Source organism: Streptomyces sp. YIM S03343 (genome assembly GCF_054729195.1).
On sequence record NZ_JBPUKX010000001.1, the window covers coordinates 2,305,323 to 2,320,751 of the forward strand.

Sequence of the window (15,429 nt, forward strand, 5' to 3'; positions counted from 1 at the left end):
GGAAATCTCCCCTTCCCACCCTGCCGGCACGCACCCAGAAGTACCGGACCCGGCGACCCTCTCCGATCTCAGCCGCATCCCACCACAGCTATGTCCCGCTTATGTCTCCAAGAGGCTGGCATGACCGGCAAGAGTTCAGCGGGAGTCGCCGCCACCGCCGCCCTCCTCCAGCGCCTGCTCACCACCACCCCGCAGTACATGCGCACGTGGCGCGTCCACGGGCAGCGGGCGCGGGGCGAGGTGAACCAGCGCGCGGTGGCCCGCGTGCTCGCGCAAGTGGAGTACGAGAGGGGCGACATCTCAGACCCCACCGAACCCCTGGTGATCCGGCGGCTGAAGAACTCCGTCCACCGCGCCTTCGCCGGACAGAGCCTGCCCGGTCAGCTCCTAGCGGACTTCATCGAGGGTTTCGACATGACCCCCGACGATCAAGGCAACCTGTGGCGCACGTTGACCGGCTCTCATGCGGTCGAGGGCACGATCCGTACCCCGCGCGCCCACGGCAAGCGTCAATGGCACCGGACGCTGTCTCTCTTCGAGCACTGGCACATCGACGAGCGGTCGGCGCTGTCCCGCCGCCGGACCGTGCAGTGTGTGGAGGCGCTGGAGGACGGCGTCGACAGCTACCTCTACAACCACGAACCCCACGCGACACAGATCGACGTGATCCACGGTGGTCGGCTCGGCCGGCACTACGAGTACGGGGAGGGCCTGATCAGCGACGACATCATCCTCGACCGTGTGCTGAGCAAGGGGGAGCGCGCCTCGCTCGAGTACCAGACCTTCTACGAGCCGGATAGGCGCGTCACGGAGGTGCGCAGACCCGCGCGGAAGCGCACCTACAACCCCTCACTGCACGTGCATTTTCCGCGCAATACCCTGCCACGATCAGTGTGGTTCGCCGTGTGGGAGGACCACTACCTCGGCATGCACATCCGTGAGACGCCGCTTGCGTTGTCGGACTCCGGTACGGCCGCCTACTGCCTGGACCACATGGAGCAGACGGTCGTCGGCTTCCGCTGGGAGTGGTGACGCCGGCGGAGCCAACAGTCCTCCCTGCGTCTCCTTACGTCTCAAGGAAGTTGAGGACATACGGGGGACGATGCCTCTCTAGCCTTCCCTATCGACCGGCTCTCCAGCCGGCTTGAGGTACGGAAGGGGCATCACCTGATGATCAATCCTCTTTGCGCCGGGCGCGGCCACCCGTCGGGGCGGTCCCGCCGCGTCGGGCCGTGGCTCCTGCGCGGTCCCGCCGCCCGCCTTCGGACGGGCGGCGCGCCGCGGCGGACGCCCGTGAGCATCGCGGTGACGGTCCTGCGCAGCACTTGGACCTGTTGGCAGGTCCTGGAGACGCTGGACGATCTGTCATCACAGTCCGTGTTTCAGCTGACGGCCATGGTGCTGTGGGCCGCACACGACCAGGCTGCGCGCCTCCGGGCCAGCCGCGGGACCTCGAGCGTCCCGCCGACCGGTCCGGAGCCCTCGCCGTCCCCGCAAACGGTGGCCGCTAGCCCGCCACCGTCGCTCCCCCACTCGTAATCGGTAGCGGCACCGAGCGGTTCCCTCTGCCAAGTCGCGCACGCGTCGCGCTCTGCCAGGGCTTGGTAGAGGATCAGCGCCGCGGGCACATCCCTGTCGCCGCCCTGTTCCTCCCGTCGGCGCAGGCGCTGCAGACATTCCACGAGGTCCTCCGTGCGGCCTCTGCAGAAATGCCCAGGGCGCGCAGCACATCACTGCGTCTGCCGACCAGTTGCTGGATCTCGGGATGGAGGAATCGCTCGTCGTCCGCCCCGTACACCGCGACCGTGCCGGTGGTCCGCATGCGGAGTCGAGCCGGGGCAGACAGTGCGCCGTTACCGGCGTCCAACCATGGTGTGTCGCGCAACTGCCAGAGCCAGAAAGCTGCGGTCCTGCCCCGGTTCTGCCATGCGTAGTAGTCGTGGACGGCATCCACCTCGTCGTGGTCGGAGAAGCGGCTCCATGCCCGCCCGAGGACGTGAAACAGCGCTGCCGCCCTGCGCCTGCGGAGCTGCGGGTCCTGCTCCGCCGCTATGCCAGAGGCGACGGCACGTAGGTCGGGGCTTTCGTAGTCGTCGAGCGTGAAGGTCGCTTCCAGAACGCGCAGGGCATCAGTGCGTGCTCGAGGTCCCGAAATGACCGCCGCCGGCAGCCCCTTCGGGCTCTGCGTGAAGCGTTCCCGCGCCCCCGGGTGCCTGCGCAACCTCGGCGCGGTCTCCGCGCCCAGGAGCCTCAGGAACTTACGGGCGCCCATCCCCGCGCCGCCGCGCTGCAGGACCTCGGCGTACCGAGGCCGCAGCCACACCAGCCCGGCCGTGCGACCGGCGGCAAAGGCGAAGCTCTCCTCGCGTTCCGAACTGTCCAGTCGGGCGGGTAGGTACGCCCGGGCGGGAGCGACGTCGATGTCTTCACGCTTTCCGGCCCGGTCGTAGCGATGCCCCTGCAGCCGGATTGCCTGGCCCACGTCGCGCCCCAAGGTCTCACGCTCATGGTCCGGCACTCGTGCGAACCCGTCGCGCAGTTCGATGAGCTGGTCATCTGTCAGCCGCAGTACGTTCGGGCCGCTGCTCCCCGCCGCGCCGATGGCCGCGAGGCGCCGGATCACGGCCACCGCGTCCGCGTCGGTCAGCAGCGCCTCCCGCTTACGGAGCCATGTCCTCACCGACCGCGCCTCGTCGGTGTCGGCGAGGAATGCCGGATGGATTTCGCGGGAGAATCCGAGACTGGCGCCGAGGCCCCGCGGGGCGTCGGTGAACACCGCTGGCTCCGCGGGCCGGGGCACACGGTGACGGCCCCCTGAGCTGTCCACGAGCCAGCGGCTCGACAGCAAGGAGGAGTAGATATTCGAGGCAAGTCCCACCGCGGCGAGGCGGATGTTCGCCTGCGGCGACCGGGTTTCGTCGTCGAGGAGGCGTAGCGCGTCGTAAAGGCCCACCGTCACGGGAACCGCACTGTCGTGGTTCTCCCAGTCCGCCAGCACCTCGCGCCATCGACCGTCCTCGTCCCGCGCCACCTTGGGCAGCACGGCGGTCCGCTCGGCGACGCGGGAGATCTCTTCTTCGGTGACCACGCCCACCAGCGTCTCGTCCTCCACCGCGAGATCATCCAGGCCGAGCGGCCCGTAGCCCGGGACGTCCAGGACGAGACCGTGGGACACGCCCGCCCTGGCACGGTCGAGGAGTAGTCGCTCCAGCGCAGCGACCGGGTCGCGGGAGTCGCGCATGTCGTCAGGGAGCGGCACGGTGCGCCAGGCCCGTGCCGGATCCCGCCGGAACTGCCACAGAGCGGCGGCCTTCCACAGGTCGCCCACCAGTTCAATCAGTGCGCGGTTCCACGGGGTGTCGTCGAGCGCCTGACGGCTGGCGATCGGATCGAACTGGGCGTTGATACAGAGGGACAGAGCGGTGTCCGCGACCGGAAGACCGGCGTAGATCCGCCCGGCGTCATCGGGTCCGAGAGGAAGAGCCACAGCGATTGCGGTGGTGGACCCCACCGCCTTGTGAGACCGAGTGATCCCGGAGGGGCTGGGAACGGTCGTACGGCAGATCAGCCACCGGGACCCGTCGCCGGCGCGTGCCTCGCCGGTCTCCACGTCGGCGCTCTGCCCGCCCACCACGGCCTCGAACGGCGCGCCGGTCTCACGGTCGAGCGCCAGCGGGTGCCGGACACGACCTTGTTCGTCCAGGTGCGTGACGCTGCCGACACTGCCGAGGAAGAGCAGCGCGCTGTCCCCCCCACTCGGCAAGCCACGCGTCCACCTCGTCCGCGCCGAGCACGCCCGGCTCCAGAGGAACCCGTAGAACCGTCCAGGTGTCGCCCGCGAACCAGTCAGGCAACGGGAACGGCCTGGCCACGGCGATGTCAGGATCGCCGACCCGGAACCGGTAATGCCCGCAGTGAACCTCCAGATGCGGGGAGAGGGACTGGAGGGTCATCAGGCCGATCCCGAACCTACCGGTGGATTCCGCCTGCTCTGCCTTGCTCGTCAGCCAGGGCATCGCCAGGGCCAGAACGTCCGGCAACCGTACGGGACTGCCGTTGTGGGCGACGAGGAGTTCCCGTCCCCACATCAGAATGCGTACGTCCGTGGCGCCGAGGTCCTCGGCGTTCTGCACGATCTCCGAGAGTCCCTGGAGACGGTCGCTCGACAGATTCCCCGCGTGATCTCGGGTACGTCTCAGCGCGTGCCGTACTTGACCGTCCAGTCGCGCGAACCGGCTGCCGAGTCGCTCGACCGCCGCCTCAGTCGCCGCCTCACCCTCCGGCTCCGGTACGACGGCTCCTTCTGGGATGCCCTCCATGGAGAAGAGCGCATCGGCGGACGCAATTCCCCGCTCCACCGCAGCCGCTCGACGCACCGCATCCCCCGTGCTCATCTCCGCCCCCACGTACCTCGGCACTCCCTGCGACACAGGGTAACGAGGCCAGCGCAATCAGCACACGTCTATCCGAGACCTGTCGCCGTATAGCCCAAGCCCAAAGAACAGACCTAACGCGCTACTCGACGGGTTGAGCCCGAAAAGTCGATTGACCCGCGCATCTGGTCCCAGGACGACCACCTCACACTCCGTCAGAAACAGCGTCGAACGAGCGTCAAGACATTTCCCGAACCCGTCTCTGACGGAGTTGAGCAGAGCGTTCTGGACTCACGCTCCCGCTGCGAAACCGCAGGTGAGCCACGTGGCGGCTACCTACAACAGGCTCCACGCGGTGAACTTTGGGAAACAGGTCGAGCACCACCGACCACATCTGGAAAACACGAGAAAGCCGCAGGTCAGAGCCCCTTTGCAGTAGGCTCCAAAATCGCCACGCACTCCACGTGCGAGGTCATCGGAAACAGATCGAACGCCCGAAGCGTCCGCACCCGGTACCCGCCCTCGCGGAAGTAGGCGATGTCCCGGGCCAGCGCCGCGGGGTCGCAGGCGACGTAGGCGATGCGGCGGGCGGTGAGGGAGGTCAGGTGGGCGATCGTTGCGCGGCCCGCGCCTGCGCGGGGTGGGTCCAGGACGATGAGGTCTGTCTCTGTGATGCCGGTGCGGGGCAGGGCCGTGTCGACCTTGCCCTGTTCGATGCGGACTCGGTCGAAGGCCGCGAGGTTGTGGCGGGCGTCCTCGACGGCTCGCTTGGAGGACTCGATGCCGAGGACCGCGCCCCGGTCGCCGAGGCGGTCGGCGAGGGCTCCGGCGAAGAGGCCGACCCCGCAGTAGAGGTCCAGCGCCGTCTCGCCCTTGCGGGGCAGCAGGCCCTGCATCACCGCCGTGACGAGTGTGTCGGCGGCCTTCGGGTGGACCTGCCAGAAGCCGCCGTTGCCGACGCGGTACGTACGGTCGTCCGCGCGCTCGCGGACGAAGGGGCGGCCGTGGACGCGGTGGACGCCGCCGTCCTTCTCGCCGATGCGGAGGACGGACACCGGGCGGTCCAGTTCCACGATCGGGAGGCGGGCGCCCAGGTGCGGGGTGATGATCACCTGGCGGTCCTGGGAGCCGGTCGCCGCGATCGCCTCGACCGACGCCATGCCCGTCCAGTCACGCTTCTCCACGCCCAGCTCGCTGACGCCCTCCGCCGCGATCAGGCAGTGGTCGATCCGCTCCACCTCGTGCGAGCGGTGGCGGCGCAGGCCGGCGCGGCCCTCGTCGTCGATGGCGAACTGGACGCGGGTCCGCCACTGCGGCACCTGGCCGGACGGCAGCTTGTCGCCCTCGGCCGGCATCACCGTGCCGTCCCAGCCGGCCTCCTCCGGGGTCAGCCCCGCCAGCCGCTGCAGCTGCTCGGCGATCACCTCGCCCTTCATACGGCGCTGCGCCCCGGGCTTGGCGTGCTGCCAGTCGCAGCCGCCGCAGCGGCCGGGACCGGCGTAGGGGCAGGGGGCCTCGACCCTGTCCTTGGACGCCTGGAGCACCCGTACCGCGTCCGCGCGCAGGAACCGGGCGCCCTCCTCGCCCTCCGTCACCCGGGCCACCACCCGCTCACCGGGCAGGGTGTGCCGTACGAAGAGCACCTGACCTTCGTCGGTGCGGGCGATGCAGTGCCCGCCGTGGGCCACGGGGCCGACCTCGACCTCGTACTCCTCCCCCACCAGCGAGTTCTTCGGTTCTGCCTGCATGGCGGGGTGACTCCACATCGAAAGGACGATCCAGGTGGGCGGCGGGGTGCCGTTGCCGGTGCCGGAACGGAACCGGTGGGCTGTCGCCGGTCGGCGGCCGTACCCTCGGGCAGCGGTGCCGGTCGGCAACAGCCCACCAGTCTACGGGGTGAGCGAGGGGCGCCTTCCCCCAGACCCTGACGACAGGGCCTGGGCTACCGTCAGCCGCGCGACTCGGCCTCCTTCGCCCGCCGCTCCTCCTCCGCGGGGCCGCGGCGCACCGCACCCGGCGCGTTCCAGTCCTGGCGTCTGCGGGCACGGTCGCGGGCCAGTTCGGAGGACTCGAGCTGGTACGGCACCGACGTCACCATCACGCCCGGGGTGAAGAGCAGCCTGCCCTTCAGGCGCAGCGCGCTCTGGTTGTGCAGCAGATGCTCGTACCAGTGGCCGACCACATACTCCGGGATGATCACCGAGACGGCGTCGCGCGGGGACTCGCGGCGCAGTCTCTTCACGTACTCGATGACCGGCCGGGTGATCTCCCGGTAGGGCGAGTCGAGCACCTTCAGCGGTACGTCGATGGAGCGCCGCTCCCACTCCCTGCGCAGTTCGGCCGTCTCGGCCGGGTCCACGCCGACGGTGAGGGCTTCCAGGGTGTCGGAGCGCATCAGCTTGGCGTAGGCGAGGGCGCGCAGCGTGGGGCGGTGGATCTTGGAGATGAGGACGACGGAGTGGACCCGCGAGGGGCGCACGCTGTCGTCGCTCGGGCCCTCGGGGGCGGCGAGTTCGGCGGAGACACGCTCGTAGTGGCGGTGGATCGCGGTCATCGTCGCGTAGAACAGGCACATGCCCAGCAGCGCCACCCAGGCGCCGTGCGTGAACTTCGTGACGAGGACGACGACCAGGACGAGGCCCGTGAAGAAGGCGCCGAAGGTGTTGATCGCGCGGGAGCGGATCATACGGCTGCGCACCGCAGGGTCGGTCTCGGTCGCCAGATGGCGGTTCCAGTGCCGGACCATGCCGGTCTGGCTGAGCGTGAAGGACACGAACACGCCGACGATGTAGAGCTGGATCAGCCGGGTCGAGTCGGCGCCGTAGATGACCACCAGTGCCATGGCCGCGCCCGCGAGCATCACGATGCCGTTGGAGAAGGCGAGCCGGTCGCCGCGGGTGTGGAGCTGGCGGGGCAGATAGCGGTCCTGGGCAAGGATCGAGCCGAGCACCGGGAAGCCGTTGTAGGCGGTGTTGGCGGCGAGGAACAGCACCAGCGCGGTGGCCGCCGCGAGCAGCATGAACAGGAAGCTGCCCTTGCCGAACACCGCCTCGGCGACCTGAGTGATCACCGGGTCCTGCACATAGCCGGAGCCGACCCCGACGCCGTTCTTCAGCAGGTCGGTGGCCGGGTTCTCGGCCATCCGGACCTTGGTGACCAGGGCGAGGGCGATGATGCCGCAGAACATGGTGACGGCCAGCAGGCCCATCATCAGGAGCGTGGTCGCCGCGTTCTTGGACTTGGGCTTGCGGAAGGCGGGCACGCCGTTGGAGATCGCCTCGACGCCGGTGAGCGCCGCACAGCCGGAGGAGAAGGCGCGCAGCATCAGGAAGACCAGGGCGAAACCGGCCAGGCCCTGATGCTCGGCCTTGATGGTGTACGCGGCGGTCGGCGCCCGCATGGTCTCGCCGAGGGCGAGGCCGCGGAAGGCACCCCACGCGATCATGATGAAGACGCCGGTGACGAACACGTACGTCGGGATCGCGAAGAGCTTGCCGGACTCCCTGACACCGCGCAGGTTCATCAGGGTCAGCAGCAGGATCACGCCGACGGCGCAGAGCACCTTGTGCTGGACGACGAACGGGACCGCCGAGCCCAGGTTCTCGATGCCGGAGGCGATCGACACGGCGACGGTCAGGACGTAGTCGACGAGCAGGGCGCTGGCCACCGTGAGGCCCGCTCTGGGGCCGAGGTTGGTGGTGGCGACCTCGTAGTCGCCGCCGCCGCTGGGGTAGGCGTGCACGTTCTGCCGGTACGAGGCGACCACGGTGAACATCAGCACCACGACCGCTACCGCGATCCACGGGCTGAAGTGGTACGCCGACACGCCCGCGATGGACAGGACGAGCAGCACCTCGCCCGGTGCGTACGCCACGGAGGACAACGGGTCGGAGGCGAAGACGGGAAGCGCGATGCGCTTCGGCAGGAGCGTTTCGCCCAGCCGGTCGCTGCGCAGGGCACGCCCGATGAGAATCCGTTTGGGCAGGTCGGTCAGTTTGGACACGAGAGAGGATCGTAAGGCTCTGGCGCCGTCATGGGCACATCCGAGTGAAATATGGACCGCCGACGGGGCGGGCGGCACCCCTGCACGCGTCCGTATGCCTTGATGACCGGAGTCATGACTCCGGTCTCCGGCACAGCCGTTGCCGGGGCCTGGCGCGATCTGACCGTGCCATTGGTCCCGATGTCAACCCTTCTGGCCCCGATGTCAGCGCCTCTGGTCCCGATGTCAGCACCTTTGGTCCCGAAGTCCGCCCCCGGAACCGAACCCGCGGTAACCCCCGTCACCTTTGTTACTCCCATCACTTTCGGCCACCGCCTTCACCTTTGCCCTTCCCCTGCCCCGTCCAACCGTCTCCCGGAGACTTCGATGTCATCAACTCCCGCGGAAATCATCGGTGCCGCAGCCGCACTTGTCGGCCTCGCCCTTCTGACCTTCGCCAGCGTCCGCAGCATCAGCCGCCGCTGATCATGGCCCCCGTGCAAGGGGGTGCCGTCCGGGGAAGGCTCGTGTGTAGCTTGGGCGCCGGTTCTGAGAACCTGGTAAGGCCAAGTCAAAATATTCTTGACATCGGACAATTCTCGCCTTCGGAAGGACGGTCGTGCACATCGTCATCATGGGCTGCGGCAGAGTGGGCTCAGCTCTCGCCCAGACCCTGGAGCAACACGGACACACAGTTGCCGTGATCGACAGGGATCCCACCGCCTTCCGCCGCTTGGGCCCCGGATTCGGCGGCCGCCGGGTCACCGGGGTCGGGTTCGACCAGGACACCCTGCGCGAGGCGGGCATCGAGGAGGCCGGGGCCTTCGCCGCCGTCTCCAGCGGCGACAACTCCAACATCATCGCGGCGCGCGTGGCGCGGGAGATGTTCGGTGTGGAGAACGTCGCGGCCCGTATCTACGACCCCCGCCGTGCCGAGGTCTACCAGCGCCTGGGTATCCCCACCGTGGCCACGGTCCGCTGGACCGCCGACCAGATGCTGCGCCGACTGCTGCCCTCGGGGGCCGAGCCGCTGTGGCGCGACCCCACCGGCGGCGTCCAGCTCGCCGAAGTGCACGCCTCGTCCGCCTGGGTGGGGCACAAGATCAGCCAGCTCCAGGAGGAGACGGGCGTCCGGGTGGCGTTCCTGACCCGGCTCGGCGAGGCGGTGCTGCCCTCCTCGCAGACGGTTCTGCAGGAAGGTGACCTCGTGCATGTGATGATGCGCACGGACGAGGTCGAGAAGGTCGAGTCGGCGTTCGCCGAGGGTCCCGAGGAGGGCGGTCACCGATGAGGGTCGCCATTGCCGGTGCCGGTGCGGTCGGTCGTTCGATCGCCGGCGAGCTGCTGGAGAACGGTCACGAGGTTCTGCTCGTCGACAACGCGCCGACCGCCATCTCGGTCGAGCGCGTCCCGCAGGCGGAGTGGCTGCTGGCCGACGCCTGCGAGATCACCTCGCTCGACGAGGCCGCGCTCCAGCGCTGCAACGTCGTGATCGCCGCGACCGGCGACGACAAGGTCAACCTGGTCGTCTCGCTCCTCGCCAAGACGGAGTACGGCGTCCCGCGCGTCGTCGCCCGCGTCAACAACCCGAAGAACGAGTGGCTCTTCAACGAGTCCTGGGGCGTCGACGTCGCCGTCTCCACGCCCCGTCTGATGTCCGCCCTGGTCGAGGAGGCGGTGAGCGTCGGCGACCTGGTCCGGCTGCTGCGCTTCAGCCACGGCGACGCCAACCTCGTCGAGCTGACCCTGCCGGAGGAGTCCGCGCTGGCGGGCACCGCGGTCGGCGATGTGCAGTGGCCGCGGGACACCTCCCTGGTCACCATCATCCGCGGCACCCGTGTCCTCACGCCGTCCCGCGAGGACGCCCTGGAGGTGGGCGACGAGCTGTTGTTCGTGGCCGCCCAGGCCCGCGAGGGACAGCTGGAGGATCTGCTGTCGGTGCGCCGGGAGGACGCCGAGGAAGAGTGAGAAGCGCGTCAGCCGACGTCAGCGCCGCCCCGGGTCAGGGGCTCGTACGACGCCTGTAGCGCGAAGGGCGCCCGGAGGGATCTCCTCCAGGCGCCCTCGCGTCTGTCGTGTGACGTCTGCCGCTGGGCGGCTGCCCCGTTTGAGGTTCGTCAGTCGTGCGGCGGCTGCACGCGCACGCCTGCCGGTGGCCGTCGGCGCGACCTCGGGGGGTGACCTACGCCCCGCGGCGGTGGCGGCCGCCTGCCGGGGCATCGCCGCCCTCTCGGGCGAGTGCCTCCTCGCGCTCCCGCTCGGCCCGCTCCTCCGCCTCCATCTCCGCGAACACATCGATCGGCGGGGGCGCCTTCGCCAGGAAGACCCAGGTCAGCCAGACGGCGAGCAGGAACGGCGGGATCTTCAGGGCGACCAGGACCCAGCCCAGCTGGGTGGTGTCGGCCCACCAGTACAGCGGGAAGAGGACGGCGCACTTCCCCAGCAGGATCAGGCCCCAGGCCCAGCTGGCCTTCGCGTACGCCGTCTTGCGGCCGGGGTTGCGTTTACGCCAGGAGAGGTTCTCCTTGAAGACCGGGCCCAGCAGCACACCGATCAGCGGGAACCCGAAGAGCGTCGAGACGATGTACCCCACGCCCATGCCCAGGGTGTAGAGCATGCCCGGCAGATAGAAGTCCTTGGCGTTGCCCGTCAGCATCGCGAAGGCGACGCCGAAGACCACGCCGAAGACACCGCTGAAGGCGTGCTTGACGGTGTCCCGCATCACCAGCCGGACCACGACCAGCACCACGGACACCGCGAGGGCGGCGATCGCCGACCAGTGCAGATCCTTGTTGATCGTGAAGATGGTGACGAAGAGCAGGCCGGGCAGCACCGTCTCGACCATGCCCCGGACACCGCCGAACGCCTCGAAAAGCGCGGCCTCGGTCACCGCCCGGGCGTCGTCCTGCTGAGTGGTGTCTTCGGTCGTCGGCTTGTCGAGTGACGTCACCGGCTACTCCCGTCCGAGGGGTCTCAGTTCGTATTTCGGGTTGAACAGCACGCGGCGGCCCCGGCTCATCGAGATCCGGCCCGATGCGATCAGTCTGCGCCCTGGCTCTATCCCCACTATGGAACGTCTGCCGAGCCACACCACGTCCAGCGCGGCGGTCCCGTCGAAGAGTTCCGCCTCCAGGGCCGGAACTCCGGCACGCGGCCGCAGGGTGACCGTGCGCAACGTACCAGTAACCGTGACGAGCTGCCGGTCATGGCAGTCGCCGATCCTGGTGCAGCCCGTGTCGTCCGCGTCCTCACGCAACTCCTCGGACTCCAGATCCTCCTGAGAGGAGGAGAGCCGACCGATCATGCGCCGGAAGCGGCCCGCCGGCTTTTCGGAACGAGGAACAGCACCCATGTCTGAAGCGTACCGGGGTGCAATGACAGCTACGTACCCGTGGGTCCGTCACGCGAACCGGCCGCTCTCGGCCACCTGCCGTCGCGCCCGTAGGCCACCCGGCGGTCAGCCGACAGTCACCCCTCGAACCGGTATCCCATCCCCGGCTCCGTGATGAAGTGCTTCGGGTGCGAGGGGTCCACCTCCAGCTTCCGGCGCAACTGCGCCATGTACACCCGCAGATAGTTCGACTCCGTCCCGTACGACGGCCCCCACACCTCCTGGAGCAGCTGCTTCTGCCCCACGAGACGGCCGGCGTTGCGCACCAGCACCTCCAGCAGATGCCACTCCGTCGGGGTCAGCCGTACGTCCTTGCCGTCCCGGTTGACCTTCTTCTTCGCCAGGTCGACCGTGAACGCGTCGGTCTCCACCAGAGCATCGTCCTCGCCGCCCCCGACCGGCTCGGCCCGCCGCACCGCCGCCCGCAGCCGGGCCAGCAGCTCGTCCATGCCGAACGGCTTGGTGACGTAGTCGTCGGCGCCCGCGTCCAGCGCCTCGACCTTCTCGTCGGAGGAGTGCCGGGCGGACAGCACCAGGATCGGCACCCGGGTCCAGCCGCGCAGCCCCTTGATCACCTCGACGCCGTCCATGTCGGGCAGCCCCAGGTCCAGCACGACCACGTCGGGGTGGCGGGCACCGGCCAGTTGGAGGGCGGTGGTGCCGTCGGACGCCGCGTCGACCTCGTACTTGCGCGCCTTGAGGTTGATCACCAGGGCGCGCACGATCTGCGGCTCGTCGTCGACGACCAGCACCCGGGTCATGAGGCCTGCCTTTCTGGTTGTACGGAGCCCTCCACGGGCTCACCACTCTGCGCCGGGCTGGAGGGGACGCCGGGCGGTGCTGGGGCGGTTCCGGGCGGTGCGGTATCGGTTCTGGACGCGGCTGGGTCGGTAGTGGGCGGATCGGCCGAGGACGGGGCGACCGCCGCCGGATCGGCCGGCGTCGGATCGTCCGGAGACGGGTTGTCCGGAGACGGGTTGTCCGCGGGCGAGCCGACCACAGGCGGGCCGACCGGAGCCTCGCCGGTCAGCGGCTCGTCGGCCGGTACCGGGCCTGCCGGCGACGGGTCGGCCGAGCGCGGGTCGGCAGGGGGCGGACCGGCTGCCGTCAGGGCGTCGAGCGGCTCGGACCGGGGCGTGGCCGCGCGGACGGTGAGGACCATGGTGAGGCCGCCGCCGGGTGTGTCCTCGGCCTCCAGAGTGCCGCCCATCGCCTCGGCGAAGCCCCGGGCCACGGCGAGACCGAGTCCCACCCCGGAGCCGCGCGGGGAGTCGCCGTAGCGCTGGAACGGCTCGAAGATGCGTTCCTTGGCCACGTCCGGCACGCCCGGCCCACGGTCGACGACCCGCACCTGCACCCGGTCCCCGAGGGCACTGGCGGAGACGAGGACGGGTTCGCCGCGCGGGCTGTACTTGACCGCGTTCTCCACCAGATTAGCCACCACCCGCTCCGCCAGCCCCTTGTCCACCAGCACGATCGGCAGGGTCTCGGGGACGTCCAGCTCCGCGCTGCCCTCGGGCACCCCGCCGAGCGCCATCGGCACCACCTCGTCGATGTCGGCCTCGGTGACGATCGGCCGGACCGTACCCGTCTGGAGCCGGGACATGTCCAGCAGATTGCCCACCAGGTGGTCCAGACGGTCCGAGCCCTCCTCGATGGCCGCGAGCAGCTCGGTCCGGTCCTCCGGCGACCACTCGACGTCGTCCGAGCGCAACGACGACACCGCCGCCTTGATCCCCGCCAGCGGGGTGCGCAGATCGTGGCTGACCGCTGCCAGCAGGGCCGTACGGATGCGGTTGCCCTCGGCGAGCACCCGGGCCTTGTCGGCCTCCTCCTGGAGGCGCTGGCGGTCCAGCACCACGGCGGCCTGCGCACCGAAGGCGGCCAGCACCCGCCGGTCGGCCGCGGGCAGCACCCGTCCCGACAGGGCCAGCGCCATGTGGTCGCCGACCGGGACGTCCACATCCGCGTCCTCCGGCCGTTCCAGCGGCCGGCCCCGGCCCACCCGGCCCGCGCAGGTCCACGGAGCCGTACCGCCGCCGCGTTCGAGCAGGGCCGCCGACTCCATCCCGAAGGTCTCCCTGACCCGCTCCAGCAGCGCCTCCAGGGTGTTCTCACCGCGCAGCACACTGCCCGCCAGGAAGGACAGGATCTCCGACTCCGCGCGCAGCCGGGCCGCCTGGTCCGTGCGCCGGGCCGCCAGGTCCACCACCGACGCCACCGACACTGCAACGCCGACGAATATCACGATGGCGACGAAGTTGCGGTGGTCGGAGATCGTCAGCCGGTGCAGCGGCGGTGTGTAGTAGTAGTTCAGCAGCATCGACCCCATGGCTGCCGACGTCAGCGCCGGGAAGAGCCCGCCGAGCAGGGCGGCCGCCACCGTCACCGTCAGGAACAGCAGCATGTCGTTGACCAGCCCGAGGTCCACGGTCTTGAGCAGCACCGCCATGACCACGGGTCCGCCCGCCCCGACCGCCCAGCCCCACATCACGCGGGCCCGGCTGAGCCGGCCGCCCCGCGCCACGGGAAGCCCGCGCCCCTTCGCCGCCTCCTCATGGGTGACGATGTGGACGTCCAGGTCGGGCCCCGACTCACGGGCGACGGTCGAGCCGACGCCCGGTCCGAAGGCGTACTGCCATGCCTTGCGCCGGGACGAACCGAGGACGATCTGTGTGGCGTTCACTCCTCTCGCGAAGTCCAGCAGGCCGCCCGGTATGTCGTCCCCCACCACATGGTGGAAGCTGCCGCCCAGGTCCTCGACCAGGTTGCGCTGCACGGCGAGTTCCTTCGGGGAGGCCGAGGTCAGGCCGTCGCTGCGCGAGATGTACACGGCCAGCACCTCGCCGCCCGCGCCCTTCTCCGCGAGCCGCACCGCACGCCGGATCAGCGTCCGCCCCTCGGGGCCACCGGTCAGCCCGACGACGATCCGTTCCCGCGAGCCCCAGATCCGCGACACCCGGTGCTCGCTGCGGTACTCCGTCAGGTACTCGTCGACCCGGTCGGCCACCCACAGCAGGGCCAGTTCCCTGAGCGCCGTGAGGTTGCCCGGCCGGAAGTAGTTCGACAGGGCCGCGTCGATCTTGTCCGGCTGGTAGACGTTGCCGTGCGCCAGCCGCCGACGCAGTGCCTGCGGTGACATGTCGACCAGCTCTATCTGGTCGGCACGCCGCACCACCTCGTCCGGCACGGTCTCCTGCTGGCGGACCCCGGTGATCGACTCCACGACGTCACCCAGCGATTCCAGGTGCTGGATGTTGACCGTGGAGACCACGTCGATCCCGGCGGCCAGCAGCTCCGCCACGTCCTGCCAGCGCTTGGCGTTGCGCGAGCCCGGGACATTGGTGTGCGCGAGCTCGTCCACCAGGGCGACAGCAGGAGCACGGCGCAGGACCGCGTCCACGTCCATCTCGGTAAACGTGCCGCCGCGGTACTCCAGTTCCTTGCGCGGCATGTGCTCCAGGCCGTGCAGCATCACCTCGGTGCGCGGCCGCCCGTGGTTCTCGACGAAGGCGACCACGACATCGGTGCCCCGCTCGGCGCGGCGGTGCGCCTCGGACAGCATGGCGTAGGTCTTCCCGACGCCCGGTGCCGCACCGAGATAGATCCGCAGTCTGCCGCGTGCCATGGCCTCATTGTCTTCCCGTGACGTCCGCCTACGCAGCGTCGACCCTACGGCCATC

General features: G+C 69.8%; 11 protein-coding genes. 3 read left to right on the forward strand and 8 right to left on the reverse strand.

Annotated elements, in window-relative coordinates; all coding sequences use genetic code 11:
• The first annotated feature begins 120 nt into the window (after window positions 1-120).
• A complete protein-coding gene (locus ACSYGN_RS09835) occupies window positions 121-1,032 on the forward strand; it encodes a hypothetical protein (RefSeq protein WP_460393958.1) in 912 nt (303 codons plus the stop codon).
• A gap of 580 nt (window positions 1,033-1,612) precedes the next feature.
• On the opposite strand, the gene ACSYGN_RS09840 is transcribed toward ACSYGN_RS09835, so the two are convergent.
• The 4 genes from ACSYGN_RS09840 to ACSYGN_RS09855 form a co-directional block, all read right to left on the reverse strand.
• A complete protein-coding gene (locus tag ACSYGN_RS09840) occupies window positions 1,613-3,763 on the reverse strand; it encodes an NACHT domain-containing protein (RefSeq protein WP_460393960.1) in 2,151 nt (716 codons plus the stop codon).
• Entirely contained in the window at window positions 3,657-4,394 is a 738-nt protein-coding gene (locus tag ACSYGN_RS09845) for a sacsin N-terminal ATP-binding-like domain-containing protein (protein ID WP_460393962.1), read from the reverse strand. The genes ACSYGN_RS09840 and ACSYGN_RS09845 overlap by 107 nt, the downstream gene beginning before the upstream one ends.
• 398 nt (window positions 4,395-4,792) lie before the next feature.
• Window positions 4,793-6,121 carry a class I SAM-dependent RNA methyltransferase gene (locus tag ACSYGN_RS09850; protein ID WP_460393964.1) on the reverse strand — a complete coding sequence of 443 codons (1,329 nt, stop codon included), beginning with the start codon at window positions 6,119-6,121 and terminating at the stop codon, window positions 4,793-4,795.
• 200 nt (window positions 6,122-6,321) lie between these two features.
• Complete coding sequence (locus ACSYGN_RS09855) at window positions 6,322-8,376, reverse strand: APC family permease (protein WP_460393966.1); 2,055 nt, start codon at window positions 8,374-8,376, stop codon at window positions 6,322-6,324.
• A gap of 598 nt (window positions 8,377-8,974) precedes the next feature.
• On the opposite strand from ACSYGN_RS09855, the gene ACSYGN_RS09860 reads away from it, so the two are divergent.
• Together ACSYGN_RS09860 and ACSYGN_RS09865 are read left to right on the forward strand one after the other, a co-directional pair.
• Window positions 8,975-9,646: a potassium channel family protein gene (locus ACSYGN_RS09860; RefSeq protein WP_460393968.1), complete on the forward strand. Its 672-nt coding sequence runs from the start codon at window positions 8,975-8,977 to the stop codon at window positions 9,644-9,646.
• Window positions 9,643-10,323 carry a potassium channel family protein gene (locus tag ACSYGN_RS09865; RefSeq protein ID WP_460393970.1) on the forward strand — a complete coding sequence of 227 codons (681 nt, stop codon included), beginning with the start codon at window positions 9,643-9,645 and terminating at the stop codon, window positions 10,321-10,323. Before ACSYGN_RS09860 ends, ACSYGN_RS09865 begins: the two co-directional genes overlap by 4 nt.
• A 214-nt stretch (window positions 10,324-10,537) precedes the next feature.
• Here the strand turns inward: ACSYGN_RS09865 and ACSYGN_RS09870 are convergent, their stop codons facing one another.
• The 4 genes from ACSYGN_RS09870 to ACSYGN_RS09885 all read right to left on the reverse strand — a co-directional run bounded on the left by ACSYGN_RS09870 (window position 10,538) and on the right by ACSYGN_RS09885 (window position 15,374).
• Entirely contained in the window at window positions 10,538-11,305 is a 768-nt protein-coding gene (locus tag ACSYGN_RS09870; protein WP_460393972.1) for a DUF3159 domain-containing protein, read from the reverse strand.
• 3 nt (window positions 11,306-11,308) lie between these two features.
• Window positions 11,309-11,707, reverse strand: a complete 399-nt coding sequence (locus tag ACSYGN_RS09875) for an OB-fold nucleic acid binding domain-containing protein (protein WP_460393974.1) — start codon at window positions 11,705-11,707, stop codon at window positions 11,309-11,311.
• Between the two features lie 116 nt (window positions 11,708-11,823).
• Window positions 11,824-12,507 (reverse strand): response regulator, encoded by a 684-nt coding sequence (locus ACSYGN_RS09880; RefSeq protein WP_460393976.1) that lies wholly within the window; start codon window positions 12,505-12,507, stop codon window positions 11,824-11,826.
• Window positions 12,504-15,374: an ATP-binding protein gene (locus tag ACSYGN_RS09885; protein WP_460393978.1), complete on the reverse strand. Its 2,871-nt coding sequence runs from the start codon at window positions 15,372-15,374 to the stop codon at window positions 12,504-12,506. The genes ACSYGN_RS09880 and ACSYGN_RS09885 overlap by 4 nt, the downstream gene beginning before the upstream one ends.
• Window positions 15,375-15,429: the final 55 nt, after the last annotated feature.